The sequence below is a fragment of the Micrococcus sp. KRD128 genome (assembly GCF_017168395.1).
Lineage (GTDB): Bacteria > Actinomycetota > Actinomycetes > Actinomycetales > Micrococcaceae > Micrococcus > Micrococcus luteus.
On the sequence record NZ_JABFAX010000016.1, the window covers coordinates 151,824 to 176,805 of the forward strand.

Here is a 24,982-nt window from a genome sequence, read left to right on the forward strand (position 1 = left end):
CCCCACCCCCGGAAGAGAGGCCCGTCCGTGATCACCCTGGACCGCCCGACCCTGACCGCCCGCGCCCTGGAGGACCTGACCGCCTCCGCCCTCGTGGTGGGGGTGGGCACCGGCCCGGACGGCCCCGTGCTCCTGACGGACGCGCTGCCGGCCGAGGCGGCCACCGCCCTCGAGGCCTCGTTCGAGCTGCTGGGCGTGCGGGGCGCCGAGGACGAGGTCCACCGCCTCCCGGGCCTGGGCGGCGTGCCGGTGCCGCTGCTGGTCCTGGCCGGCGTCGGCGCTCTGGACGACGACGGCGAGGCCGCGGACGAGTCCCTGCGCCGCGCCGCCGGGGCTGCCGTGCGCTCCCTGGCCGGCACCGACGCCGTGGCTCTGGCCCTGCCGGCCGACACCGCGGCCCGGCTGGCCGCCGTCGCCGAGGGCGCCGCCCTGGGTGCGTACGCCTTCACCGCCCAGAAGTCCGAGCGCGCCCGCGCCGAGGCGGACACGTCCCGGCCCGTCCGCGAGCTCGAGGTCGTCACCCCGCTCGCCGCCGCGGACGCCGACCCCGTGCTGCGCCGAGCCGCCGTCGTGGGCGACGCGGTCTGCGCCGTGCGCGACCTGGTGAACACCGCCCCCTCGCACCTCTACCCGGCCACGTTCGCGGACGCCGTCGCCGAGGACCTCGCGGACTCGCCCGTGAGCGTGGACGTGTGGGACGAGGACCGCCTGCGCGCCGAGGGCTTCGGCGGCATCCTCGCGATCGGCCAGGGCTCCTCCCGCCCACCGCGGCTCGTGCGCATCGAGCACGCGCCGGCCGACGCCGCCGCGCACATCGCGCTGGTGGGCAAGGGCATCACCTTCGACACGGGCGGCATCTCGCTGAAGCCCGCCGCCTCGATGATGACGATGAAGTCGGACATGGCCGGCGCCGCCACCGTCTTCGCCGTCGTGCGCGCCGCCGCGGCCCTGGACGTCCCCGTGAAGGTGACCGGCTGGCTGGCGCTGGCCGAGAACATGCCCTCGGGCACCGCCATCCGCCCGTCCGACGTCATCACGATGTACGGCGGCAAGACCGTGGAGGTCATGAACACGGACGCCGAGGGCCGCGTCGTCATGGCCGACGCCCTCGTGGCGGCCACCGACGAGCGCCCCGACGCGGTGCTCGACGTGGCCACCCTCACCGGCGCCCAGCTGGTCGCCCTCGGCGTGCGCCACACGGGCGTCATGGGTGACGACGCGCTGCGCGACGAGGTCGTCGCCGCGGCCGACGCCGCCGGGGAGCTCGCGTGGGGCATGCCCCTGCCGGAGCAGCTGCGCGCCTCGCTCAATTCGCGCGTCGCGGACATCTCCAACATGGGCGACCGCTTCGGCGGCATGATGACCGCCGCCACCTTCCTGCGCGAATTCGTCGACGCCGGACGGCCGGAGGGCGACGCCGCCGCGCGGACCCCCTGGGCCCACCTCGACATCGCCGGTCCCTCCTTCAACGAGTCGGCCGCGTACGGCTACACCCCGCAGGACGCCACCGGCGTGATGGTGCGGACCCTGGTGGGTCTCATCGAGGGGCGTGCCCGGTAAGGTTGGTCCCGATGTCCACCGCATCCCCGGCCGCGCGGCCCGCCGCCGACGGCCGGGGGTGGCGGTGACGCACCACCACCACGATCCACCGACCCCAGCACCAAGGAGCAACACCGTGGCCGACAAGGCAACCGCTCAGGAATTCGACGTCCTCGTCCTCGGCGGTGGCTCCGCCGGGTACGCCGCAGCCCTGCGTTCTGTGCAGTACGGCAAGTCCGTCGCCCTCGTGGAGAAGTCCAAGGTCGGCGGCACCTGCCTGCACTGGGGCTGCATCCCCACGAAGGCCTACCTGCACGCCGCCGAGGTGGCCGACGAGACCCGCAACGCCGCCAAGTTCGGCGTCAACGCGACCCTCGAGTCCGTGGACATGGCGAAGGTGCGCGACTACAAGGACGGCATCGTCGCCGGCAAGCACAAGGGCCTGGCCGGCCTGCTGAAGATGCGCAAGGTCCAGGTCATCGAGGGCGAGGGCAAGCTCGTCTCGAAGAACGAGGTCGAGGTCGACGGCACCCGTTACACGGCGGAGAACATCGTGCTGGCCTCCGGCTCCGTGGCCAAGACCATGGGCCTGCCCATCTCCAAGAAGATCATGACCTCCACGGAGGCCCTCGAGCTGGACTACACCCCGAAGTCGGCCATCGTGCTCGGCGGCGGTGTCATCGGCTCCGAGTTCGCGTCCCTGTGGAACTCCTTCGGCGTCGACGTCACCATCATCGAGGGCCTGAAGACCCTGGTCCCCAACGAGGACCCGGCGATCATCAAGGTCCTCGAGCGCGAGTTCAAGAAGAAGGGCATCAAGACCAACCTGGGCACGTTCTTCGACAAGGTCGAGGAGACCGACTCGGGCGTCAAGGTGACCCTCGCGGACGGCAAGGAGTTCGAGGCCGAGGTGTGCCTCGTCGCCGTCGGCCGCGGCCCGAACACCGAGGGCCTCGGCTACGAGGAGCAGGGCGTCAAGATGGACCGCGGGTTCGTCCTCACCGACGAGCGCCTGCACACCGGCGTCGGCAACATCTACGCCGTGGGCGACATCGTCCCCGGTCTGCAGCTGGCGCACCGCGGCTTCCAGCAGGGCATCTTCGTGGCCGAGGAGATCGCCGGCAACAAGCCGATGGTCGTCGAGGACATCAACATCCCGAAGGTCACCTTCACCGAGCCGGAGATCATGTCCGTGGGCTACACCCAGCCCAAGGCGGAGGAGAAGTTCGGCAAGGACAACGTCGAGGTCGCCGAGTACAACCTGGCCGGCAACGGCAAGTCCTCGATCCTCGGCACCGGCGGCATCATCAAGATGATCCGCCAGAAGAACGGCCCGATCGTGGGCGTGCACGGCATCGGCAAGCGCATCGGCGAGCAGATCGGCGAGGCGCAGCTCATCGTGAACTGGGAGGCCTACCCCGAGGACGTCGCCCAGTTCGTGCACGCGCACCCCACGCAGAACGAGGCCCTGGGCGAGGCTGCCATGGCCCTGTTCGGCCACCCGCTGCACAGCTGACCCACCGCACTGACCATCCCGGGTCCGTGCGTCGGGCCCACCTCGCAACCCCGGGTGGGCGCCCCCGGCGCCCACCCCTCATGAGGAGCATCGGAACCATGTCTGAAACCGTGAACCTGCCCGCCCTGGGCGAATCCGTCACCGAGGGCACCGTGACCCGCTGGCTCAAGGCCGTCGGCGACGAGGTCGCCGTCGACGAGCCCCTGGTGGAGGTCTCCACCGACAAGGTCGACACCGAGATCCCGTCCCCCGTGGCCGGCGTGCTCGAGGAGATCCTGGTCGAGGAGGACGACACGGTCGAGGTCGGCGCCCCGCTGGCCACGATCGGCGACGGCTCCGGCGGCGGATCCGCCGACGCGTCGGAGGACGACGCCGCGGCCGAGGAGCCCGCCGTCGAGGAGGCGCAGCAGGACGACGCCCAGCAGGAGCCCGCCGGCGAGCCGGCTCCGGAGGAGCGCGCCTCCACCGACCAGGGCTCGGACGAGACCCCGTCGGCCGGCGGCGAGGCCTCCGAGGTCACCCTGCCCGCGCTGGGCGAGTCCGTGACCGAGGGCACCGTGACCCGCTGGCTGAAGTCCGTCGGCGACGAGGTCGAGGTCGACGAGCCGCTGCTCGAGGTCTCCACCGACAAGGTCGACACCGAGATCCCCTCCCCCGTGGCGGGCACCCTCCTGGAGATCCGTGCGGAGGAGGACGACACCGTCGAGGTGGGCGCCGTCCTCGCGCTCGTCGGCTCCGGCTCCGCCGGCGGCGGCTCCGCCCCGTCGGAGGGCTCCTCCGGTCAGGACGAGGCGTCCGCCGAGGAGATCGAGGACAAGGCGACCGAGGCCGAGGCCCCCGAGGAGACCGAGGAGGCCGCCGAAGCCGCCGGCGCCGAGAAGTCGGAGAAGACGCCCGAGGCGTCCCCGTCCGAGGAGGCCTCCCGGCGCGAGTCCGCTGAGCGCGACTCCGCGCAGGCCGAGTCCGCCGAGGCGCCCTCCGCCACCGAGCCCGGCCAGGGCTACGTGACCCCGCTGGTGCGCCGCCTGGCCCACCAGAACAACGTGGACCTGTCCACGGTCCGCGGCACGGGCGTCGGCGGCCGCATCCGCAAGCAGGACGTGCTCGCCGCCGCGCTGGCCTCGCAGGCCGCCGCGGGCGGGTCCGAGGCTCCGGCCGAGCAGGCCTCCGAGGCTGCCGCCCCGTCGTCGGCCCCGGCCGCTGCGTCCGCCCCGGCCGCGAGCTCCTCCGTGGACCCCTCGGTCCGCGGCGAGGTGGAGAAGGCGCCGCGCATCCGCCAGGTCATCGCCCAGCGCATGCGCGAGTCCCTCGACCTGTCCACCCAGCTGACCCAGGTGCACGAGGTGGACGTCACCCGCATCGTGCAGCTGCGCAAGAAGGCCAAGGCCTCCTTCCAGCAGCAGGCCGGCGTGAACCTGACGTACCTGCCGTTCATCACCAAGGCGGTCGCCGAGGCCCTCAAGCAGCACCCCAAGCTGAACGCGTCGTTCTCCGAGGACAACAAGGAGATCACGTACCACGCGTCTGAGGACATCGCGATCGCCGTGGACACGGAGAAGGGGCTGCTGGTGCCCGTCATCAAGGACGCCGGCTCCCTGAACCTGACGGGCCTCGCCCAGAAGATCGCCGACGTGGCCGAGCGCACCCGCACGAACAAGATCTCGCCGGACGAGCTCTCGGGCGGCACGTTCTCGATCACGAACATCGGCTCCGTGGGCGCGCTGTTCGACACGCCGATCATCAACCAGCCGCAGGTCGCGATCCTGGGCACCGGTGCGATCGTGAAGCGCCCCATGGTGGTGACCGACGCGGACGGCAACGACTCGATCGCCATCCGCCACATGATGTACCTGTCCCTGACCTACGACCACCGCCTGGTGGACGGGGCCGACGCGGGCCGCTTCCTGACGACGCTGCGTCAGCGTCTCGAGGGCGGCGAGTTCGCCAACGAGCTGGGTCTCTGACGGAAAGGGAGAAGGACTGTGGATATCCTGCACAGCATCCTGGTGGCCGTGCACATCGTGTCCGCCGCAGCGATCGTGGGCGGTTGGTTCGCGCACTTCCGCAACCCGACCGTCACCACCTCGCAGTGGTGGGGCTCCGTGGGCATGATCGTCTCCGGCGTGGTGCTTTTCGGCCTCGCCATGAGCGGGGAGCCGAACCACATGAAGCTGGGCGTCAAGTTCCTGATCGGCGTCATCGTCTTCGTGGCCGCCCTGATCGGCCGCCGCAAGTCCAACCGCGGGGAGGTCGTGCCCACGGGCCTGGCCCACGCGGTGGGCGGTCTGGGCCTGGTGAACATCCTGGTCGCCGTCCTCTGGCAGTGAGCAGCCCAGGCGGCTGACGCCGCACCACGCCGCGGGCCCCGGGGAGCTTCTCCCCGGGGCCCGCGGCGTCCCCCCGTCTGGACCGCCGGCCTCCGGCGCTGGATCCGGGCCCGGGGTCAGCGCGGATCGACGGTCTCGACCCGCCACGTCCGACCCGCCGCGCCGCCGTCCCGCCCCTCGGGGCCCTCTCCGTGGCCGCTGCGCAGGACCAGCACGACCTCCTCGGCCGTCGCCTCCCGATGCGCCGCCACGCGTCCCGCGCGGTCCAGCACGGTGTGGGCCGACGTCCGGAGCACGGCGTCGACACGCAGCGCGTCGTCCCCGGCCCGCCGGGCGGGTCCGGCCTGCTCCACCGTCACCTCGAGGCCGGAGAAGGCGAACCCCTCGTCCGTCAGCCGGCGCAGCAGATCCCGGTCGTTCTCCCACGCCGGTCCCCCGGGCACGGCGTAGGCGTCCAGTCGCGCAGGCTCCGGGTCGATGAGCGCGGCCGTCCGGGCGTGGCCGACCGCGGCCAGCGCCTCGCCCACGTCGACGGCGTCCTCCCCGGCGGCGTCCTCCCCGGGGGCACCCGCGTCCGGCACCCTCGCCGGCGTCCCGCTCTCCGGCGTCCCGTCCTCCGGGCGCGCCGCGTTCACCGAGGTGCCGGCCGGCACCGCGCCCGCCGGCTCCGGCGCCCCCTCCGTCGCGTCGCCCAGGGACGCCGGCCACCACAGCCCCACGGTGCCGCCGCCCAGGGCCAGCGCGGTGGCCAGCCCGGCGGCCACGAGGACGCCCCGGCGTGGCGCCGCCCCCCGTCGGCGCGCGAGCGCGCGCCGTCCCGGAGCCGCGCGTCGTCCCCGGCGTCGCCGCGTGGGCCCGGAGCCCGGCAGCACCGTGGGCAGCAGGTGCGCCACCTCGGCGGGGGCGGCCTCTCCCAGCGGGACCGGCTCGGGCCGGGCCGTCGCGTATACGGCTGCGGCGGCCTCTTCCGCGCTCGGCCGCGCCGCCGGGTCCGGGGAGAGCGCCGCATCGAGCAGCAGCGCGAGCTCGGGGGACGCTTCGGGGACCAGGACGGGCAGCGGCGCCCGATGCCCGGCGGCGCCCGGCGCCCGACCGGTGAGCGCGTACCAGCCCAGGGCGGCCCACGCATGGACGTCACTCGGCGCCCCCACCGCCGGAGACGCCCCCGGTTCGTTCCGCCCCGGCCCCCTCCACCGCGGCGAGCGCCTCGGGGGCCGCGAAGCCCGGCGTCGCCCCGGCCCCCGACGCCCCGCCGACCACCCGGGCGACGCCGAGGTCGGCGAGGGCCGGGCTGCCGTCGACGCCGAACAGGACGTTCGCCGGGGACACGTCGCCGTGCACCACCCCCTCGCGGTGCAGGCACGCGAGAGCCTGGGCGATCGGGACGAGCACGGTGACGGCCTGCCCCGGGCTCAGGGGTCCGACCCGCTGCACCATGTCCTGCAGCGTGCCGGCCGCGCGGTGCTCGGTGAGGACCCCGAGGCCCCGGTCCGTCTCCACCACGCCGAGCACGCGCAGCAGATGGGGATGCGCGACCCGTCCGGCCTGCGCCTCCGCCGCCAGCGCATCCGGCGCCGCGCCGGCACGGGGCACCTTCAGGGCGGCCCGGACGCCCCGACCGTCCTCGACGAGCCAGACCTCCGCCTGGGCGCCCGCGCCGAGCAGCCGGACGGGTTCCCAGCCCGGGGCGCGCGGCGCAGCCGTGCCCGGCTCCGACGACCTCTCCGGTTCGGTCTCCGGCCCGCCGCCGACGCGTCCGGCCGCGCCGCCGTCCGCCTCGTCCCAGTCCCGCATCGGTCTCCCCTCTCCGCCGCGCCGTCCGTTCCAGCCCAGGGTGCCGCATGTCCCCGAGCGTCACGGCGGTTGTCCACAGGTCCGGGCCCGAGGACTACAGTGGACGTCATGCCCGAGACACCCCTGCCGCCCCTGCGCGTGCTCGGCCTGGCGCCCGACCTGGTGGACTACCACGCCGCCTGGGACGCCCAGCGCGCCCTGCACGCGGACGTCGTCGCCGGCCGCTCCGACGGCGAATTCCTCCTCCTGGAGCACGAAGCCGTCTACACGGCCGGTCGCCGCACCGAGGACGCCGAGCGCCCCACGGACGGCGCCCCCGTCGTGGACGTGGACCGCGGCGGCAAGATCACATGGCACGGGCCGGGCCAGCTGGTCGGCTACCCCGTGGTCCGGCTGCGCGACCGTGCCCACGTCAAGGACTACGTCTGGTTCCTCGAGGAGCTGCTGATCCGCACCGCCGCCGAGTTCGGCGTCACGGCCGTCCGCGTGGACGGGCGGGCGGGCATCTGGGTCCTCGCGGACCGGGACGACGACGGCGCGGCCCGCCCGGACCGCAAGGTCGGCGCCATCGGCCTGTCCATCCACGACGGCGTCTCGATGCACGGCTTCGCGCTGAACTGCTCCAACTCCCTGGCCCCCTACGAGGGGATCATCGCGTGCGGCATCACGGACGCCGCCACCACCACCCTGTCGGTCGAGACGGGCCGGACCATCACGCCGGCCGACGTCGTCCCGGTGCTCACCCGTCATCTGGACGAGCTCGGGCCGGCGTACATCGCCGTCACCCCCACGGAAGGAATCCCCGCATGAGCCTCGCCCCCGAAGGCCGCCGCCTGCTGCGCGTGGAGGCGCGCAACGCCGAGGTGCCCGTCGAGCGCAAGCCCGAGTGGATCAAGGCCAAGGTCCACATGGGCCCCGAGTACATCGGCCTGAAGAACAAGGTCAAGTCCGCCGGCCTGCACACCGTGTGCGAGGAGGCCGGCTGCCCCAACATCTTCGAGTGCTGGGAGGACCGCGAGGCCACGTTCCTCATCGGCGGCGACATCTGCACCCGCCGGTGTGACTTCTGCGACATCACCTCCGGCAAGCCGCGTCCCCTGGACATGGAGGAGCCGCAGAAGGTCGCCGAGAACATCCGTGAGATGGACCTGCGGTACGCCACCGTCACGGGCGTGGCCCGTGACGACCAGAAGGACGGCGCGGCGTGGCTCTACGCGGAGACCATCCGCCGCATCCACGCGCTCAACCCGGGGACCGGCGTCGAGATCCTGCCGCCGGACTTCGGCGCGGTGCCGGAGCTCGTCCAGCAGGTGTTCGACGCGCGGCCCGAGGTGTTCGCGCACAACCTGGAGACGGTGCCGCGCATCTTCAAGCGCATCCGCCCGGCCTTCACGTACGAGAAGTCCCTCAAGGTGCTCACGATGGCCAAGGCCGACGGGCTCGTCACCAAGTCCAACCTCATCCTGGGCATGGGCGAGGAGGACCACGAGATCGACCAGGCCCTGGTGGACCTGCACGAGGCCGGCTGCGACATCATCACCATCACGCAGTACGTGCGGCCCTCGAAGCTGCACCACCCCATCGACCGCTGGGTGAAGCCGCAGGAGTTCGTCCAGTGGTCCCAGCGCGCCGAGGAGATCGGCTTCCAGGGCGTCATGGCGGGCCCGCTGGTGCGCTCGTCGTACCGCGCGGGCAAGCTCTACGCGCAGGCCATGCAGCGCCTCGGCCGGACCCTGCCGGAGAACCTGGCGCACCTGGCCGGGGAGAAGACCGCCCGCCAGGAGGCCTCCGCCGTCGTCGCCCAGATGTCCTGAGCCGCCCGACTAGACTGGACCCCCTCATGACGAAGAACAGCCAGCCCCCCGCGTCCTCCTCCGGCTCCACCTCCGCCACGCTCAAGGAGGTCAAGGCCATGCAGCGCGAGCGTCGCCGCCACGAGAAGGAGCAGACGAAGGCCCAGCGCCGGGACAAGCGCGCCGCGAAGGGCCCGGGCGTGATCTCCCAGCTCAAGCAGGCCTACGCCATGACCAAGGCGCACGACCCCAAGGTCGGCCTGTGGATGCTGCTGGCCTTCCTGGGCGCCCTCGTCGTAGGCCTCGTCATCGGCCTCCTGCTGGACAACTGGATCACGTGGCTGCTCATCGCGATCCCGTTCGGTGTGCTCGCCGCCGTCGTCATCCTGAACCGGAAGGCGCGCCGCGCCGGGTTCGCCCAGCTCGAGGGCCGCCCCGGCGCCGCCGGCGCCGCGCTCTCCACGCTGGGCCGCGGCTGGATCGTGCCCGAGCAGCCGGCCGCCGTGAATCCGAAGACCCAGGACCTCGTCTACCGCGCCGTGGGCCGGCCGGGCGTGGTGCTGGTGACGGAGGGCCCCTCCCCCCGCGTCGCCGCGCTGGTGGGCAAGGAGGAGAAGGCCATGCGCCGCTTCCTGCCCGGCGTGCCCGTCACCGTGGTGGAGTCCGGCAACGGTCAGGGCCAGGTCCCGCTGCACGAGCTGCCCGGCACGCTCAAGGGGATGAAGAAGGCCCTCACGGCGCAAGAGGTCCAGGCCGTGGACAAGCGTCTGACCGCGCTCAACACCAACCGGCTGCCCATCCCCAAGGGCGTCGACCCGAACAAGGTGCGCCCGAGCCGCCGCGCGATGCGCGGCCGCTGAACCGGCCGCAGACGACAGGGGCGCCCCGCCGACGCACGGCGGGGCGCCCCTGTCGTGTGCGGGCGGGACGGTCACATGCGGATCTCGACGGTGTCTGCGAGCTTGTCGTGCATGCCGCGCCCGTCCGGCCCGACGACGACGGCCGGCAGCACGAGGCACAGCAGCGCCGTGCGCAGCAGGATCCGGGGCAGGCCCGCCGGGCGGCCGCCGACACGGACGACCTGGATGCGGCACACGGCCTTGCCCACCGTGGTGGCCAGCAGGGTGAGCCCGAGGACATGCATCGCCGCGAACACGAGGAGGGTGGCGATCGCGTCGGAGTCGAAGAGCAGCCAGGACACGCCCAGGGCCAGGAACCAGTCGATCACGAGGGCGACGGCGCGGCGGGCCGCGGTGGCCATCGAGGTGGGGCCGTGCTCCGGCAGGCCCAGGAGGTCCCCCGGCCAGCGCCCGCCGGCCAGGCCGCCGCCCGGACCGTCCACCCAGCCGGCGAGGTCGCGCCGGGTGATCAGCGGCTCGTCACGGCGGGTCGGTTCGGGCTCGTGTGCGGGGTCGGGTGCTCTGCGTGCCACCGGCCCAGCCTACCGGCGCGGAACCTCGAGGCTCGCCGTGGGGCGTCACCGACGCCCACGGGGGCCGCCGGGCAAGTAGGGTGGTGACACCCGCCACGCCAGCGCCGCCGTGCCGGACATGCCACCATCGTCACGACCACAGGAGCGCACCATGTTCACCTCCCCCGCGGACGTCCTCGCGTACATCAAGGAAGAGGGGGTCGAGTTCGTCGACATCCGCTTCACCGACCTCCCCGGCATGCAGCACCACTTCAACGTGCCCGCGTCCACGGTCGACGAGGACTTCTTCACCACGGGTCAGCTGTTCGACGGCTCCTCCATCCGGGGCTTCGCCGGCATCGCCGAGTCCGACATGCAGCTCATCCCGGACGTCGCGACGGCCTTCGTGGACCCCTTCCGGGTCCGCAAGACCCTCACGATGAACTTCTCCATCGTGAACCCCCGCACCGGCGAGCCCTACCTGCGCGACCCGCGCGGCGTGGCCCAGCGCGCGGAGGCCTACCTGAGCTCCTCCGGCATCGCGGACACGGCGTTCTTCGCCCCCGAGGCCGAGTTCTTCATCTTCGAGGACGTCCGCTACGAGTCCTCCCCCCGCGGCTCGTTCTACGCCGTGGACTCGGACGAGGCCTGGTGGAACGCCTCCCGCGAGGACGAGGGCGGCAACCTGAGCCACAAGACCGGCCTCAAGGGCGGCTACTTCCCCGTCACCCCCACGGACAAGCAGGCCGACCTGCGCGACGAGATCTGCGCGGTCCTGGCCGAGGTCGGCCTCGAGGTCGAGCGCTCCCACCACGAGGTGGCCGCCGCGGGCCAGGCGGAGATCAACTACCGCTTCAACACGCTGACCCACTCGGCGGACGACCTGCAGAAGTTCAAGTACGTCGTCAAGAACGTCGCCGAGCAGTTCGGCAAGACGGCCACCTTCATGCCGAAGCCCGTCTTCGGCGACAACGGCTCCGGCATGCACTGCCACCAGTCCCTGTGGAACGGCGGCGAGCCGCTGTTCTTCGACGAGAAGGGCTACGCGAACCTCTCGGACACCGCCCGCTGGTACATCGGCGGCCTGCTGAAGCACGCCTCCGCGGTCCTGGCCTTCACCAACCCCACGGTGAACTCCTACCGCCGCCTGGTGCCGGGCTTCGAGGCCCCCGTGAACATGGTCTACTCGCAGGGCAACCGCTCGGCGGGCATCCGCATCCCGATCACCGGCTCCAACCCGAAGGCCAAGCGCATCGAGTTCCGCGCCCCGGACGCCTCGGGCAACCCGTACCTCGCGTTCGCCGCGCAGCTGATGGCCGGCCTGGACGGCATCCGCAACCGCATCGAGCCGGCCGAGCCGATCGACAAGGACCTCTACGAGCTGCCGGCCGAGGAGGCCGCCGACATCCAGAAGGCACCCGCCACCCTGGACGAGGCCCTGAACGCCCTCGAGGAGGACCACGAGTTTCTCCTGGCCGGCGACGTGTTCACCGAGGAGCTGATCGAGACCTGGATCGCGTACAAGCGCGAGGTGGAGATCGCCCCGCTGGCCCTGCGCCCGAACCCCTACGAGTTCGAGCTCTACTACTCGGTCTGACCCCGCCGCGGACCCCACGACGGCCGCCCGTCTCCCACGTCGGAGGCGGGCGGCCGTCGTCGTGCCCGGCCGCGGAATAGTCCGGGGCCGGTCGGCGCTGGATCTGTGGAGACCTCCGCCCGGCCGGCCGGGCGGCCCCGCAGACCAGGAGCACCATGACCGAGCACACCGCCCCCACCCCCCTGCCGTTGTCCCTGCTGGACCTCGCCCTCGTCCGCGACGGCGCCCCGATGGGTGAGGCCTTCGCCGAATCCGTGGAGCAGGCACGCGTCGCCGAGGCCGCCGGCTTCCGGCGCGTCTGGTACGCGGAGCACCACAACATGCCCTCCATCGCCTCCTCGGCCACGGCCGTGCTCATCGCGCACGTGGCCGCACACACCGACTCGATCCGCCTCGGCTCCGGCGGCGTCATGCTGCCCAACCACTCGCCGCTGGTGATCGCCGAGCAGTTCGGCACCCTGGCCGAGCTGCACCCCGGCCGCATCGACCTGGGCCTGGGCCGCGCCCCCGGCACCGACCAGCGGACGCTGCAGGCGCTGCGCCGGGAGCCGTCGGCCGCCGAGCGCTTCCCGCAGGACGTGCTCGAGCTGCAGGGCTACCTCACCGGCCAGAGCCGGATCCCCGGCATCGACGCCTACCCCGGCAAGGGCACCGACGTGCCGCTGTACATCCTCGGCTCCTCGGCGTTCGGCGCCCAGCTGGCCGCGCAGCTCGGCCTCGGCTACGCGTTCGCGAGCCACTTCGCACCCCAGATGCTCGAGCATGCGGCGCGCCTGTACCGGGAGCACTTCGAGCCGTCCGAGGCCCTCGCGGAGCCGCACTTCATCGCGGCGGCCAACGTGATCGCCGCGGACACGCGGGAGGAGGCCGAACGGGAGTGGCAGGCCGCGCAGCGGGCGCGCATCCGGATGATGCTCGGCCGGGGCCGCACCCTCACCGACGACGAGGTCGAGATGCTGCTGCACTCCCCCGCCGGCCAGCAGGTGCTCGGGATGCTCGAGTGCACGGCCGTGGGCACCGGCCCGACGACGGCGGCCTGGCTGCACGACTTCGCGGCGCGGGTCCAGGCGGACGAGCTGATCGTGACCACGGCCGCGCAGGACCCCGCCGTGCGACGTCGCACCCTCGAGCTGCTCGGGGAGCACGTCGTGCGCGCCTGAGCCGGAGCTCGCGGCACCGGAGCACGGCCGGCCCGCCACCCCGTCGGGGTGGCGGGCCGGCGTCGTTCAGAGCCCGTAGAACCGGGTCTCGAACACCCGACGGGCCAGGCGGGTCACCCGCAGGTAGCGCTCCTCGAGCTCCCCGCCGGCCGTGCCCACCCCGCTGAGGCGAGCCACGGCCTCGAGGTCGCGCATGTTCGTGGGCAGCACGTCCGAGACCTTGCCCGTCCACAGCAGCAGGGCGGCGCGGATCCGGGTGGCCAGCAGCCAGGCCTCCTCGAGGACGGCGACCTCGGACTCGGGCAGCAGGTCGTGCCGGGCGATCGCCCGCAGCGCCGGCAGTGTGCCGGTCACGCGCAGGTCCTCGATCTGACCGGCGTGCTTGAGCTGCAGCGACTGCACGAGCCACTCGACGTCCGAGAGCCCCCCGCGCCCGAGCTTGACGTGGCGCGCCGGGTCCGCCCCCCGGGGCAGCCGCTCGGCCTCCACGCGGGCCTTGATCCGGCGGATCTCCCGGGCGTCGGCGGCCGAGAGGTCCTGCGCATAGCGGACGCCGTCGGCCCAGCGGCGGAAGTCGGTGGCCAGGTCGTCGTCGCCGGCCAGGGGGCGGGCGCGCAGCAGCGCCTGCCGCTCCCACACCTCGGCCCAGCGGCCGTAGTACTCCCGGTACGAGTCCAGGGTGCGCACCAGGGGCCCCTGGCGTCCCTCGGGGCGCAGGTCGGCGTCCACCTCGAGCCGCCGCTCCCCGGGCAGCGGCGGCGCGGCGGGCTTCTGCAGGAGGGCCATGAGCGTGCGGACGACCTCCTCGGCCTGCTCGTGCGCTCGCTCCTCGTCCGCGCCGGGGCGGGGCCGATGCACGAACAGGGCGTCCAGGTCCGAGCCGTAGGTGATCTCCCGCCCGCCCTGGCGGCCCATGGCCACCACGAGCACGTCGGTGAGGGGCTCGGCATCCGCGACGACAGCCCGCCACGCGACCCGCAGGGCGCCGACCACCGTCACCTGGTCGATGTCCGCGAGCGCGCCGCAGACGGCTTCCAGGTCCAGCAGGCCGGACATGTCGGCCAGGGCGACACGCAGCGTCTCGCTGCGCCGCACCTGCCGCACGTGGCGCACGGCCGCGGGGGCCTCCTCCGCGGCCACGCGGCGGTCGAGCCGCGCGTCGACCTGGCGCCACAGCTGGATGGCGCCCCGGGGGTCGAGCTCCCGGTCGTCGCCCACCCAGGCCACGGCCTCGGGCGAGTGCTCGAGCAGGCCCCCCACGAACCGGGAGCCGGACAGGACCAGGCACAGCCGCCGGGCGGCGTCCGAGGAGTCGCGGAGCATCCGCAGATACCAGGCCGTGCCGCCCAGCGACTCGGAGAGCCGGCGGAAGGCGAGCAGGCCGCCGTCGGGGTCGGCGCCCCGGGCGAACCAGCCGAGCATGGCCGGCAGCAGCTGCCGCTGGACCGCGGCCCGGCGCGAGACGCCCTGGGTGAGGGCCTCGATGTGCCGCAGGGCGCCCTGCGGGTCGCGGTAGCCCAGCGCCGCCAGGCGGTCGCGGACAGCCTCCGCGGACAGCCGCACGTCCTCGGCGGACAGGGCGGCCGTCGTCGACAGCAGCGGCCGGTAGAACACGGTCTCGTGGAGACCGCGCACGGCGCGGCGCACGCGCGTGAACGCGGCCTGGAGGTCCTCGCCGGTGGCGGGACCCCGGTCGGCGGCGCCGCGCATCGACCGGGCGACGACGCGGCGGGCCTCCTCCTTGACCGGCATCAGGTGGGTGCGCCGCAGGTGCACGAGCTGGATGCGGTGCTCGAGGGTGCGCAGCCACCGGTAGTGCTCGTCGAACGCCCGTGCGTCGCGCGTGGTGACGTAGGAGGCGGCGTGCAGCGCCCGCACCGCGTCGAGCGTGCCGCGCACCCGCAGCGACTCGTCCGCACGGCCGTGCACGAGCTGGAGCAGCTGGGCCGTGAACTCGACGTCGCGCAGACCGCCGGGTCCGAGCTTGATCTCCCGCTCGCGCTCCGCGGGGGCGAGGGTGTCCAGGACCCGGGCGCGCATGGCCCGGACGGACTCGACGAACCCGTCGCGCGAGGAGGACTCCCACACCCGGGGCCAGATCTCCGCGATGTAGCGCTCGCCGAGCTGGGGCGAGCCCGCGATCGGGCGGGCCTTGAGCAGGGCCTGGAACTCCCAGCCGTGGGCCCAGCGGCGGTAGTACTCGGCGTGGGACTCCACGGTGCGGCTCAGGGCGCCGTCCTTGCCCTCGGGACGCAGGTTGGCGTCCACGTCCCACAGTCCCGGCTCGGGGGCCGCGCCCTGGATCACGCGGCCGATGCCCGCGGCCAGCTCGGCCGCGAGCGCGGCGGCGCGCGGCCCGTCCGGGACCTCGGTCTCGGGGTCCGCGCCGTCCGGGGCCTCGCGGACGGCGTGGGCGAACACGACGTCCACGTCGGAGATGTAGTTCAGCTCCCGGGCGCCGCACTTGCCCATGCCGATCACGGCCAGATCCACGCGGTCCACCGCGGGGCCCTCGCGCTCGGCGAGCGTGGCCCGTGAGACCGCGAGCGCGGCGTCCACGGCGGCGCCGGCCAGGTCGGCGAGCCAGCGGCCGACGGAGGGCATGACGGCGGCGGGGTCCGCGGAGTCGAGGTCGCGCAGGGCGATCGCGGCGAGCTGGCGTCGGTAGGCGCGGCGCAGGGCGACGGCGGCATCCGTGCCGGTCAGCCCGGCGCGGGGCCGGTCGGCGTCGGGGTCGGCCTCCACCGCCTCCAGGAGCAGGCGGCGCAGGGCCGCGGGCTCGTCGGCCCACTCCTCACCGTCCGCGGGGTCCGGCTGGGCGAGCGCCGGGGCGGTCGCGGCGGCGGACTCGGGCTCGAGGACGAGGTCGAGGTGCTCGGGACGGCGGATGAGGAACTCGCCGAGCGCCTCGGAGGCGCCGAGCAGGCGCAGCAGGCGCGCGGTGGTCTCCGCGTCCCGCAGGGCGCGGTGGACGCGGGGCTCGCGCTCGGCGAGGCGCACCCAGAGCAGCAGGGCGCGGTCCGGGTCGGCGGCGTGGCCGAGCCGCTCCACGAGGGGGGCGACGTCGGCCCCCTCGAACTCCGGGGAGGCGAGCAGCGACCTGACGCGGCGGGCGTCGGCGACCCCCGCCTGCGCGAGGGCGCGGCGGTCCGGGGCGTCGGCGGTCGCCGCGTCGGGCAGGGCGGACACGGCCGGCGCCTCAGAGGCCGGAGAGGTAGCGCCGCAGCTCGTACGGCGTGACCTCCACCCGGTAGTCGTCCCACTCCTGGCGCTTGTTGCGCAGCAGGGCGTCGAAGACGTGCTCGCCCAGAACGGAGGCGACGAACTCGGACTCCTCGGCGGCGCGCAGGGCGTCGTGCAGGGTGCCGGGCAGCGGGTCGTGGCCGAGGACCCGGCGCTCGTGGGTGGTGAGCGCGCTGACGTCCTCGGCGGCGGACTCGGGCAGCTCGTAGCCCTCCTCGATGCCCTTCAGGCCGGCGGCCAGCAGCAGCGCGTAGGCCAGGTACGGGTTGGCCGAGGCGTCGATGCCGCGGTACTCGATGCGGGCGGAGCCGGCCTTGTCCGGCTTGTACAGGGGCACGCGCACGAGCGCGGAACGGTTGTTGTGGCCCCAGGAGACGTACGAGGGCGCCTCGCCGCCGCCCCACAGGCGCTTGTAGGAGTTCACGAACTGGTGGGTGACGGCGCTGATCTCCACGGAGTGGCGCAGCAGGCCCGCGATGAACCGGCGGCCCGTCACGGAGAGCCGGAACTCGTCCGCGGGGTCGTAGAAGGCGTTGGAGTCGCCCTCGAAGAGGGAGATGTGGGTGTGCATGCCCGAGCCGGGGTGCTCGGAGAACGGCTTGGGCATGAAGGTGGCGTAGGTGCCCTGGGCTGCGGCCACCTCCTTGACCACAGTGCGGAACGTCATCACGTTGTCCGCGGTGGTCAGCGCGTCGGCGGCGCGCAGGTCGATCTCGTTCTGGCCCGGGCCGTTCTCGTGGTGGCTGAACTCCACGGAGATGCCCATGCTCTCCAGCAGCGTCACGGCGTCGCGGCGGAAGTCGGCGGCGTCGGAGCCGGGCACGTTGTCGAAGTAGCCGGCGCGGTCCACCGGCACGGGCCGGCCGTCGGGGCCGGGCTGGTCGCTCTCGAGCAGGTAGAACTCGATCTCCGGGTGCATGAAGCAGGAGAAGCCCATGTCCGAGGCCTTCTCCAGCACGCGGCGCAGCACGTGGCGCGGGTCGGCCGGGGCGGGGCGCCCGTCCGGGGTGAGGACGTCGCAGAACATGCGCGAGCTCTGCCCGCGGTCTCCGCGCCAGGGCAGGATCTGGAAGGTGGCCGGGTCCGGCTGCAGCAGCATGTCCGACTCGGAGATGCGGGTGTAGCCGTCGATCGAGGAGCCGTCGAAGCCCAGCCCCTCGGTGAACGCGTTCTCCACCTCGGCCGGGGACAGCGCCACCGACTTCAGCGTCCCGACGACGTCCGTGAACCACAGGCGCACGAACCTCACGTCCCGGTCCTCGATGGTGCGGAGCACGTAGTCCTGCTGTCGATCCATGCGGCCACTCTAGACGCGCCGCGTAGACTCCGGGCCATGTCCGCTCCCGACTCCTCCCGGAAGAACGACGACGTCGCCGCCCCCTACGGTCCGCCCGCCCCGTCCCGGTACCGGACGGTTCACCTGCAGCGGGCCAAGGACGAGGGCCGGCGCTTCGCGATGCTCACCACCTACGACGCGATGACGGCGGCCCTGTTCGACGAGGCCGGCGTCGAGGTGCTGCTCGTGGGCGACTCGGTGGGCAACACCGTGCTGGGCCACCCCACCACCCTGCCGGTCACCCTGGACCAGATGATCCTGTTCACCCAGGCCGTGGTGCGCGGTGCCCAGCGTGTCCTCGTGGTCGCGGACCTGCCCTTCGGCTCCTACGAGGCCTCCCCGCGGCAGGCCGTCGAGTCGGCCGTCCGCCTCGTGAAGGAGTCCGGCGCGCACGCCGTCAAGGTGGAGGGCGACGAGCGCTTCGCCGAGCACGTGGCCGCGATGACGGCCGCCGGCGTCGCGGTCATGGCCCACATCGGCTTCACCCCCCAGTCCGAGCACGTGCTCGGCGGCTACCGGGTGCAGGGCCGCGGCGCGGGGGCGGCCGAGCGGATGACGGCGTCGGCCCGGGCCCTCGAGGCCGCAGGGGCGTTCGCCGTGCTGATGGAGATGGTCCCCTCGGACGTCGCCGCCGCCGTCGACGCCGCGCTGCGGGTGCCCACCGTGGGCATCGGCGCGGGCCCGGGCACCACGGGCCAGGTGCTCGTGTGGCAGGACATGCTCGGCCTGCGCGCGGGACGGGTGCCCCGGTTCGTCCGTCAGTACGCCCGCCTGCACGAGGTCGTGGGCGAGGCGGTCCGGGCCTATCGCGCGGACGTGCTCGACGGCGCGTTCCCGGCCCCGGAGCACGGCTTCGAGGGCTGAACCCGCCCCGTGAGACGACCGGGCCCCCGTCCTGAGGGACGGGGGCCCGGTGTCGTTCGGCGCCGTGGTCAGGAGGCGTCGTCGACGGGGCGGCTGTCCCAGTCGTCGTCGCGCTCGTCCTCGGCGTCGGCGGCCTCGTTGTTCGCCCGCACGCGGTCCATCGCGGCCTGGGCCTCCTCACGGGTGCCGAACGGGCCCAGCAGCTGGGACCAGTCCGACTGGGCGCCCACCTCCACCTGATGCGTGTTGACGTTGTACCAGAACTCGCTCGTCTCGGTCATGGGGGCCACAGTAGCCGGGCCGATAGGCTGGAGGCTGTCTCTTATACACATCTAAAAAAAAAAAACATGTTGCGCCCCGCCCGTGCCGGCCGCGATCCCGCGCCCCGAGTACGTCGGCAAGGCCACCCCGGACGAGGGCAACGCCTCGGACGTCTACGACGCCGCCGGCGTCGAGCGGATCCGCGCCGCCGGCCGCCTGGCCGCGCAGGCCATGGAGCACACCGCCGCCCACATCCGCCCGGGCGTCACCACGGACGAGCTGGACCGGATCGCGCACGCCTTCCTCGTGGAGCGCGGCGCCTACCCGTCCTGCCTGGGCTACCGCGGCTTCCCGCGGTCCATCTGCACCTCGATCAACGAGGTCATCTGCCACGGCATCCCGGACGGCACCGTCCTGGAGGACGGGGACATCGTCAACCTGGACATCACCGCGTACCTGGACGGCGTCCACGGGGACCACAACCGCACCTACCTGGTCGGCGACGTGGACGAGGAGTCCCGGCTGCTCGTCGAGCGCACCGAGGAGGCCCTGCGCCGCGGCATCCGCGCCGTGAAGCCCGGCCGTCAGGTCAACGTGATCGGCCGCGCCATCGAGTCCTACGCCAAGCGCTTCGGCTACGGCGTGGTGCGCGACTTCATCGGCCACGGCGTGGGCGTGGACTTCCACTCCGGCCTCGTGATCCCCCACTACGACGCCGCCCCGGCCCACGACCGGCTGCTCGTGCCCGGCATGGTGTTCACCATCGAGCCGATGCTCACCCTCGGCACGATCGAGTGGGACCAGTGGGACGACGGCTGGACCGTGGTGACTCGCGACCGCCGCCGCACCGCGCAGTTCGAGCACACGATCGTGGTCACGGACGACGGCGCGGAGATTCTCACGCTGCCGTGACCCGGCACTAAGCTGGGGGCCGTGACAACGCACACCAGCACCGCCCAGCGCTCCTCCAAATACCCCACGACGATCGGCATCGACGTCGGCGGGACCGGCATGAAGGGCGGCCTGGTCCGCCTCGGGTCGGGGCCGAAGGCGGGCACCCTGCGCGGGGACCGCTTCCGCATCCCCACGCCGCAGCCGGCCATGCCCGAGCCCGTGGCGGCGACCCTGGCGGCCATCACCGCCGAGCTCGACGGGCGCGAGAAGGCGCCGCAGCCCTCCGCCCCGCTGGGCGTGTGCTTCCCCTCGATCGTCAAGGACGGGGTGTGCCTGTCCGCGAACAACATCGACCACACGTGGATCGGCACGGACCTGCGCGGCACGTTCGAGGAGCATCTGCGCCGCCCCGTGACCGTGGTCAACGACGCCGACGCCGCCGGCCTCGCGGAGGCCCGCTACGGAGCCGGGCGGGGCGTGCGCGGCCTGGTGCACGTGATCACCCTCGGGACCGGCATCGGCGGCGCGATGATCCACGACGGCGGGCTCGTCCCGAACTTCGAGGTCGGCTCGCTGGAGCTCGACGGCGTGATGGCCGAGTCGCGGGCCTCCGCGAAGGCCCGGGAGCGCGATCAGCTCAGCTGGGCCGAGTACGCCGAGCGACTGCAGCGCTTCTTCTCCCACGTGGAGCGGATCTTCTCGCCGGACCTGTTCATCGTCGGCGGCGGCATCTCCAAGCGGCCGGACGACTACCTGCCGCTGCTGCGCCTGCGCACCCCGATCGTCCCGGCCCAGCTGCAGAACAACGCGGGCATCGTGGGCGCCGCCCTGGCCGCGCACGGCTCGCTCGCCGACGGCAACTGAGGGCGCAGACACCGAGGGCGGTTCCGGCTTCCCCTCCGGAACCGCCCTCGGCGGTCTTGCCGGGCCGACTGAGGTCGGCCCGGGGATCACTGTAGCGCCTGGAGGCCGTGCGCACCACTGCACCGTCGATCCCGGCGGCGCCGTCGCATCGGCCCGGGTCAGCGGGTGAACAGCCGCGGCTGCACGGCGGGACGGCCGCGGTCGTCCCCGTCACCGGCCCGGAGCTCCGCGATGGCCTCCTCGAAGTCGTCGAGGGACTCGAAGTCCCGGTAGACGGAGGCGAAGCGCAGGAAGGCCACCTGGTCGAGACGGCGCAGCGGATCGAGGATGGCCAGGCCGACGTCGTGGGCGTCCACCTCGGCGTTGCCCGTGGCACGGACCGTCTCCTCGACCTCCTGGGCGAGCATGGCCAGGTCGTCGCTCGTCACCGGCCGTCCCTGGCACGCCTTCCGGACGCCGTTGATCACCTTGGAGCGGTCGAACGGCTCCGCCACCCCGGAGCGCTTGACGACGGTCAGGGCGGTGGTCTCCATGGTGGTGAACCGCTTGCCGCAGGCCTGACACTGCCGACGCCGGCGGATGGCGGAGCCGTCGTCGAGGGAGCGCGAGTCGACCACGCGCGAGTCCTCATGGCGGCAGAACGGGCAGTGCATCAGCTCTCTCCTCCTGGGCGGGGCACTCCCATGCTACGTCCGCTCAGCCGAGGCAGGCCGGACCCAGCAGGATCTTGAGGTCGCCGAACAGCGCCGGGTTCGGGCTCACCCGGAACTGCGGGCCCAGCTGGAACTCCTGCGTGGCACGCTGGCCCACCAGGGACAGCCGCACCTCCGAGGAGCCCTCGTGGGTGCGCAGCACGTCCGCCAGCTGGCCCATGACCTGCTCCGTGGCCTTGAACGCGGGCAGCGTGATCCGCACGGGGCCGCCGGGGCCGTCCGAGAGCTCCGGGATGGTCAGCTCCATCGCGGACAGGGACACCGACCCGTCGTCGCGGCGCTGCACCCTGCCCTTGACGGCGACGACGAGGTCCTCGGCCAGCATCATCGCAATGGGCGCGTACACCTGGCCGAAGAACATGACGTCCATCGAGCCGCCGAGGTCCTCGATCTCGCAGCGCGCGTACGCGTTGCCCGAGGACTTGGCGATGCGGCGCTCGAGCGTGGTGATCAGGCCCGCGATGGTGACGATCGCGCCGTCCGCGGGCCCGTCGTCGTCGAGGACGCGGCTGATCTGGACGTCGGCGTGCTGGGCCAGGACGCCGTCGAGGCCCTGCAGCGGATGGTCGGACACATACAGGCCCAGCATCTCGCGCTCGAACGCGAGCTTCTCCTTCTTGGCCCACTCCGGCAGGTCCGGGACGGCGACGCCGTCCGCGGCGTCGGAGTCGTCCTCGTCGTTGCCGCCGAGCGCGAACAGGTCGAAGGTGAACTCGCCGTGGTCCTCCTTGCGCTTCTGCGCCACGGTGGCGTCCACGGCCTCCTCGTGCACGGCCAGCAGGGCGCGGCGGGCGTAGCCGAGGGAGTCGAAGGCGCCGGCCTTGATCATGGACTCGATGGTGCGCTTGTTGCACACCACGAGCGGCACCTTCGCCAGGAAGTCGCCGAAGCCCGTGTACGAGCCCCCGTCCTCGCGCCCCTGGACCATGCCCTTGACCACGTTGGCGCCCACGTTGCGGACGGCGCCCATGCCGAAGCGGATGTCCCGGCCGACGGGGGTGAAGGTCAGGTGGGACTCGTTCACGTCCGGGGGCAGCACGGTGATGCCCATGTGGCGGCACTCGTTGAGGTACATGGCCAGCTTGTCCTTGTCGTCGCCCACCGAGGTGAGCAGCGCGGCCATGTACTCCGCCGGGTAGTGCGCCTTGAGGTAGGCCGTCCAGTAAGAGACCAGGCCGTAGGCGGCCGAGTGCGCCTTGTTGAACGCGTAGTCCGAGAAGGGCAGCAGGATGTCCCACAGGGCCTTCACCGCGGCCTCCGAGTAGCCGCGGTCCAGCATGCCCTGGTGGAACGCCTCGTACTGCTTGTCCAGCTCCGACTTCTTCTTCTTGCCCATCGCGCGGCGCAGGATGTCGGCCTGGCCGAGCGAGTAGCCCGCCACCTTCTGGGCGATCGCCATGACCTGCTCCTGATACACGATCAGGCCGTAGGTGGTGTCCAGGATCTCCCGCAGCGGCTCCTCCAGCTCGGGGTGGATCGGGGTGATCTCCTGCTGCCCGTTCTTGCGCAGCGCGTAGTTGGTGTGCGAGTTCGCGCCCATGGGGCCGGGGCGGTACAGGGCGATGGTCGCCGAGATGTCCTCGAAGTTGTCCGGGCGCATCATCTTCAGCAGCGACCGCATGGGGCCGCCGTCGAGCTGGAACACGCCGAGGGTGTCGCCGCGGGCCAGCAGCTCGTAGGCCGCCGGGTCGTCCACGTCGAGGGTCTCCAGGTCCAGGTCCACGCCCTGGTTCGCCTTCACGTTCTCGAGCGCGTCCGAGATGATCGTGAGGTTGCGCAGCCCCAGGAAGTCCATCTTGATCAGGCCCAGGGACTCCGCCATCGGGTAGTCGAACTGGGTGATGACCTGGCCGTCCTGGAGGCGGCGCATGATCGGGATGACGTCGATCACCGGCGCCGAGGACATGATCACGCCGGCCGCGTGCACGCCCCACTGCCGCTTCAGGCCCTCGAGGCCCTTGGCGGTCTCGAAGACCTCCTTCGCCACCGGGTCCGTCGCGATCAGCTCGCGGAAGGGCGCGGCCTCCCCGTAGCGCGGGGCCGCGGGGTCCTCGATGTCCTTGAGCGGGATGTCCTTGGCCATCACCGCCGGCGGCAGCGCCTTGGTGAGGGACTCGCCCATCGAGAAGGGCTGGTCCATCACGCGGGCCGAGTCCTTCAGGGCCTGCTTGGTCTTGATGGTCCCGTACGTGACGATCATGGTGACGCGCTCGTCGCCGTACTTGCGGGTGACGTAGTCGATCACCTCGGAGCGACGGCGGTCGTCGAAGTCGACGTCGAAGTCGGGCATGGACACGCGGTCCGGGTTGAGGAACCGCTCGAAGATCAGCCCGTGCTTGAGCGGGTCCAGGTCCGTGATGCGCAGCGCGTACGCCACCATCGATCCGGCGCCCGAGCCGCGGCCCGGGCCCACCCGGATGCCGTTCTCCTTGGCCCAGTTGATGAAGTCGGCCACGACGAGGAAGTACCCGGGGAAGCCCATCGAGATGATGACGTCCAGCTCGTAGTCCGCCTGTTTGCGCACGTGGTCCGGCACGCCGTCCGGGTAGCGGTAGGCCAGACCGGAGGCGACCTCCTTGATGAGCCAGCTGGTCTCGTCCTCGCCCTCCGGCGTGGGGAAGACCGGCATGTAGTTGGCCTTCGTGTCGAACTCGACCTCGCACCGCTCGGCGATGAGCAGCGTGTTGTCGCAGGCCTCGGGCAGCTCCGCGAACAGCTCGCGCATCTGCCGCGGGGACTTCAGGTAGTACTCGGTGCCGGAGAACGCGAAGCGGGAGCCGCCCTGGTCGTAGCTGGGCTCGTTGAGCTTCGAGCCCGACTGCAGGGCCAGCAGCGCCTCGTGCGCCTTGGCGTCGTGCTCGTGGGTGTAGTGCAGGTCGTTCGTGGCCACGAACGGCAGGCCCAGGTCCTTGGCGAGCCGGCGCAGGTCCGTCATCACCCGGCGCTCGATGTCGAGGCCGTGGTGCATGATCTCGCAGTAGTAGTTGTCCTTGCCGAAGATGTCCCGGAAGTCCGAGGCCGCCTGCATCGCCTCCCGGTACTGGCCCAGGCGCAGGCGCGTCTGCACCTCGCCGGAGGGGCAGCCCGTGGTGGCGATCAGGCCCTTCGAGTACTGGCTCAGCAGCTCCCGGTCCAGCCGCGGCCACTTGGCGTACACCGAGTCCAGCGAGGCGATCGAGCCCATCCGGAACAGGTTGTGCATCCCCTCGGTGGTCTCGCTCAGAAGCGTCATGTGCGTGTAGGCACCGCCGCCGGACACGTCGTCCCCCCGCTGGTGGGGCTCGCCCCAGCGGGTCTTCTCCTTGTCCGTGCGGTGCTGATGCCCGGGGGCCACGTAGGCCTCGAGCCCGATGATCGGCTTGACGCCCGCCGCCTTCGCCTTGGACCAGAAGTCGTAGGCGCCGAAGAGGTAGCCGTGGTCCGTGATGGCCAGCGAGTCCATGCCCAGCCGCTGGGCCTCGGCGAACAGGTCGTCCAGCTTCGCGGCGCCGTCGAGCATGGAGTACTCGGTGTGCGTGTGCAGGTGGACGAAGCCGCCGTCCTTCACGGCGTCGGCGCGGGCGTCGGCGGACACGGTCATGCGGGGTGGGCCTTTCGACGGGGAGGACGGCGGGGCCGGACCAGCCTACTCGTGATGCCCGGGCGGCGGGGCCGGACCGGGACGGGGGTC

Annotated in this window: 20 protein-coding genes; 12 read left to right on the forward strand and 8 right to left on the reverse strand. The window is 72.8% G+C overall.

Translation table 11 applies throughout. The annotated features are described in order from the left end of the window. Positions 1–27: 27 nt before the first annotated feature. The 4 genes from J1M44_RS08865 (at position 28) to J1M44_RS08880 (ending at position 5,382) form a co-directional block, all read left to right on the forward strand. Positions 28–1,560 carry a leucyl aminopeptidase gene (locus tag J1M44_RS08865; RefSeq protein WP_144823937.1) on the forward strand — a complete coding sequence of 511 codons (1,533 nt, stop codon included), beginning with the start codon at positions 28–30 and terminating at the stop codon, positions 1,558–1,560. Between the two features lie 115 nt (positions 1,561–1,675). Beyond that, a complete protein-coding gene (lpdA, locus tag J1M44_RS08870) occupies positions 1,676–3,055 on the forward strand; it encodes a dihydrolipoyl dehydrogenase (RefSeq protein ID WP_036336938.1) in 1,380 nt (459 codons plus the stop codon). Positions 3,056–3,153: 98 nt separating this feature from the next. Next, positions 3,154–5,019: a 2-oxoglutarate dehydrogenase, E2 component, dihydrolipoamide succinyltransferase gene (gene sucB, locus J1M44_RS08875; protein ID WP_144823936.1), complete on the forward strand. Its 1,866-nt coding sequence runs from the start codon at positions 3,154–3,156 to the stop codon at positions 5,017–5,019. Positions 5,020–5,037: 18 nt separating this feature from the next. Further along, positions 5,038–5,382 (forward strand): hypothetical protein, encoded by a 345-nt coding sequence (locus J1M44_RS08880; protein ID WP_010078527.1) that lies wholly within the window; start codon positions 5,038–5,040, stop codon positions 5,380–5,382. 116 nt (positions 5,383–5,498) lie between these two features. On the opposite strand, the gene J1M44_RS11775 is transcribed toward J1M44_RS08880, so the two are convergent. Next, on the reverse strand, positions 5,499–6,533 hold the full coding sequence (locus J1M44_RS11775; protein ID WP_241252945.1) for a hypothetical protein: 1,035 nt from the start codon (positions 6,531–6,533) through the stop codon (positions 5,499–5,501). Continuing rightward, positions 6,517–7,176 (reverse strand): protein kinase domain-containing protein, encoded by a 660-nt coding sequence (locus J1M44_RS11780; protein ID WP_241252946.1) that lies wholly within the window; start codon positions 7,174–7,176, stop codon positions 6,517–6,519. The genes J1M44_RS11775 and J1M44_RS11780 overlap by 17 nt, the downstream gene beginning before the upstream one ends. A gap of 108 nt (positions 7,177–7,284) precedes the next feature. Between J1M44_RS11780 and lipB the strand changes: the two genes are divergently transcribed. From lipB to J1M44_RS08900, 3 genes are read left to right on the forward strand one after another with little or no spacing between them, the layout of a single operon-like run. Continuing rightward, a complete protein-coding gene (gene lipB / locus J1M44_RS08890; RefSeq protein WP_036335047.1) occupies positions 7,285–7,986 on the forward strand; it encodes a lipoyl(octanoyl) transferase LipB in 702 nt (233 codons plus the stop codon). After that, positions 7,983–8,990: a lipoyl synthase gene (lipA, locus tag J1M44_RS08895; RefSeq protein ID WP_002857341.1), complete on the forward strand. Its 1,008-nt coding sequence runs from the start codon at positions 7,983–7,985 to the stop codon at positions 8,988–8,990. Before lipB ends, lipA begins: the two co-directional genes overlap by 4 nt. Before the next feature lie 26 nt (positions 8,991–9,016). Next, positions 9,017–9,829: a DUF4191 domain-containing protein gene (locus tag J1M44_RS08900; RefSeq protein ID WP_049161034.1), complete on the forward strand. Its 813-nt coding sequence runs from the start codon at positions 9,017–9,019 to the stop codon at positions 9,827–9,829. A gap of 71 nt (positions 9,830–9,900) precedes the next feature. Here the strand turns inward: J1M44_RS08900 and J1M44_RS08905 are convergent, their stop codons facing one another. Continuing rightward, positions 9,901–10,401: an RDD family protein gene (locus J1M44_RS08905; protein ID WP_049161036.1), complete on the reverse strand. Its 501-nt coding sequence runs from the start codon at positions 10,399–10,401 to the stop codon at positions 9,901–9,903. Positions 10,402–10,552: 151 nt separating this feature from the next. On the opposite strand from J1M44_RS08905, the gene glnA (J1M44_RS08910) reads away from it, so the two are divergent. After that, entirely contained in the window at positions 10,553–11,977 is a 1,425-nt protein-coding gene (glnA, locus tag J1M44_RS08910) for a type I glutamate--ammonia ligase (protein ID WP_002854839.1), read from the forward strand. A gap of 155 nt (positions 11,978–12,132) precedes the next feature. Further along, on the forward strand, positions 12,133–13,137 hold the full coding sequence (locus J1M44_RS08915) for an LLM class flavin-dependent oxidoreductase (RefSeq protein WP_144823935.1): 1,005 nt from the start codon (positions 12,133–12,135) through the stop codon (positions 13,135–13,137). A 66-nt stretch (positions 13,138–13,203) separates the two neighbouring features. Here the strand turns inward: J1M44_RS08915 and J1M44_RS08920 are convergent, their stop codons facing one another. Beyond that, positions 13,204–16,326: a bifunctional [glutamine synthetase] adenylyltransferase/[glutamine synthetase]-adenylyl-L-tyrosine phosphorylase gene (locus J1M44_RS08920; RefSeq protein ID WP_144823934.1), complete on the reverse strand. Its 3,123-nt coding sequence runs from the start codon at positions 16,324–16,326 to the stop codon at positions 13,204–13,206. A gap of 10 nt (positions 16,327–16,336) precedes the next feature. Then, positions 16,337–17,677: a type I glutamate--ammonia ligase gene (glnA, locus tag J1M44_RS08925; protein WP_144823933.1), complete on the reverse strand. Its 1,341-nt coding sequence runs from the start codon at positions 17,675–17,677 to the stop codon at positions 16,337–16,339. A 36-nt stretch (positions 17,678–17,713) separates the two neighbouring features. On the opposite strand from glnA (J1M44_RS08925), the gene panB reads away from it, so the two are divergent. Continuing rightward, positions 17,714–18,580, forward strand: a complete 867-nt coding sequence (gene panB, locus J1M44_RS08930; protein ID WP_206480854.1) for a 3-methyl-2-oxobutanoate hydroxymethyltransferase — start codon at positions 17,714–17,716, stop codon at positions 18,578–18,580. Positions 18,581–18,648: 68 nt separating this feature from the next. Here panB and J1M44_RS08935 read toward each other — a convergent pair whose 3' ends face one another. After that, a complete protein-coding gene (locus J1M44_RS08935) occupies positions 18,649–18,861 on the reverse strand; it encodes an SPOR domain-containing protein (protein ID WP_010078516.1) in 213 nt (70 codons plus the stop codon). A gap of 82 nt (positions 18,862–18,943) precedes the next feature. On the opposite strand from J1M44_RS08935, the gene map reads away from it, so the two are divergent. Both map and ppgK read left to right on the forward strand, forming a co-directional pair. Beyond that, a complete protein-coding gene (gene map, locus J1M44_RS08940; RefSeq protein ID WP_159833213.1) occupies positions 18,944–19,753 on the forward strand; it encodes a type I methionyl aminopeptidase in 810 nt (269 codons plus the stop codon). Between the two features lie 21 nt (positions 19,754–19,774). Then, positions 19,775–20,599 (forward strand): polyphosphate--glucose phosphotransferase, encoded by an 825-nt coding sequence (ppgK, locus tag J1M44_RS08945; RefSeq protein WP_185194382.1) that lies wholly within the window; start codon positions 19,775–19,777, stop codon positions 20,597–20,599. Positions 20,600–20,757: 158 nt separating this feature from the next. Here ppgK and nrdR read toward each other — a convergent pair whose 3' ends face one another. Further along, positions 20,758–21,252 (reverse strand): transcriptional regulator NrdR, encoded by a 495-nt coding sequence (gene nrdR / locus J1M44_RS08950; RefSeq protein WP_002855838.1) that lies wholly within the window; start codon positions 21,250–21,252, stop codon positions 20,758–20,760. A 43-nt stretch (positions 21,253–21,295) separates the two neighbouring features. Next, positions 21,296–24,892, reverse strand: a complete 3,597-nt coding sequence (gene dnaE, locus J1M44_RS08955; protein WP_206480855.1) for a DNA polymerase III subunit alpha — start codon at positions 24,890–24,892, stop codon at positions 21,296–21,298. Between the last annotated feature and the right edge of the window lie 90 nt (positions 24,893–24,982).

What these genes read in the sequence shown, in the direction of transcription:
- sucB (WP_144823936.1), top strand. Translation starts at nt 3,154, where the DNA reads ATGTCTGAAACCGTGAACCTGCCCGCCCTGGGCGAATCCGTCACCGAG.
- J1M44_RS11780 (WP_241252946.1), bottom strand. Translation starts at nt 7,176, where the DNA reads ATGCGGGACTGGGACGAGGCGGACGGCGGCGCGGCCGGACGCGTCGGC.
- lipB (WP_036335047.1), top strand. Translation starts at nt 7,285, where the DNA reads ATGCCCGAGACACCCCTGCCGCCCCTGCGCGTGCTCGGCCTGGCGCCC.
- lipA (WP_002857341.1), top strand. Translation starts at nt 7,983, where the DNA reads ATGAGCCTCGCCCCCGAAGGCCGCCGCCTGCTGCGCGTGGAGGCGCGC.
- J1M44_RS08900 (WP_049161034.1), top strand. Translation starts at nt 9,017, where the DNA reads ATGACGAAGAACAGCCAGCCCCCCGCGTCCTCCTCCGGCTCCACCTCC.
- glnA (WP_002854839.1), top strand. Translation starts at nt 10,553, where the DNA reads ATGTTCACCTCCCCCGCGGACGTCCTCGCGTACATCAAGGAAGAGGGG.
- J1M44_RS08915 (WP_144823935.1), top strand. Translation starts at nt 12,133, where the DNA reads ATGACCGAGCACACCGCCCCCACCCCCCTGCCGTTGTCCCTGCTGGAC.
- glnA (WP_144823933.1), bottom strand. Translation starts at nt 17,677, where the DNA reads ATGGATCGACAGCAGGACTACGTGCTCCGCACCATCGAGGACCGGGAC.
- panB (WP_206480854.1), top strand. Translation starts at nt 17,714, where the DNA reads ATGTCCGCTCCCGACTCCTCCCGGAAGAACGACGACGTCGCCGCCCCC.
- J1M44_RS08935 (WP_010078516.1), bottom strand. Translation starts at nt 18,861, where the DNA reads ATGACCGAGACGAGCGAGTTCTGGTACAACGTCAACACGCATCAGGTG.
- nrdR (WP_002855838.1), bottom strand. Translation starts at nt 21,252, where the DNA reads ATGCACTGCCCGTTCTGCCGCCATGAGGACTCGCGCGTGGTCGACTCG.
- dnaE (WP_206480855.1), bottom strand. Translation starts at nt 24,892, where the DNA reads ATGACCGTGTCCGCCGACGCCCGCGCCGACGCCGTGAAGGACGGCGGC.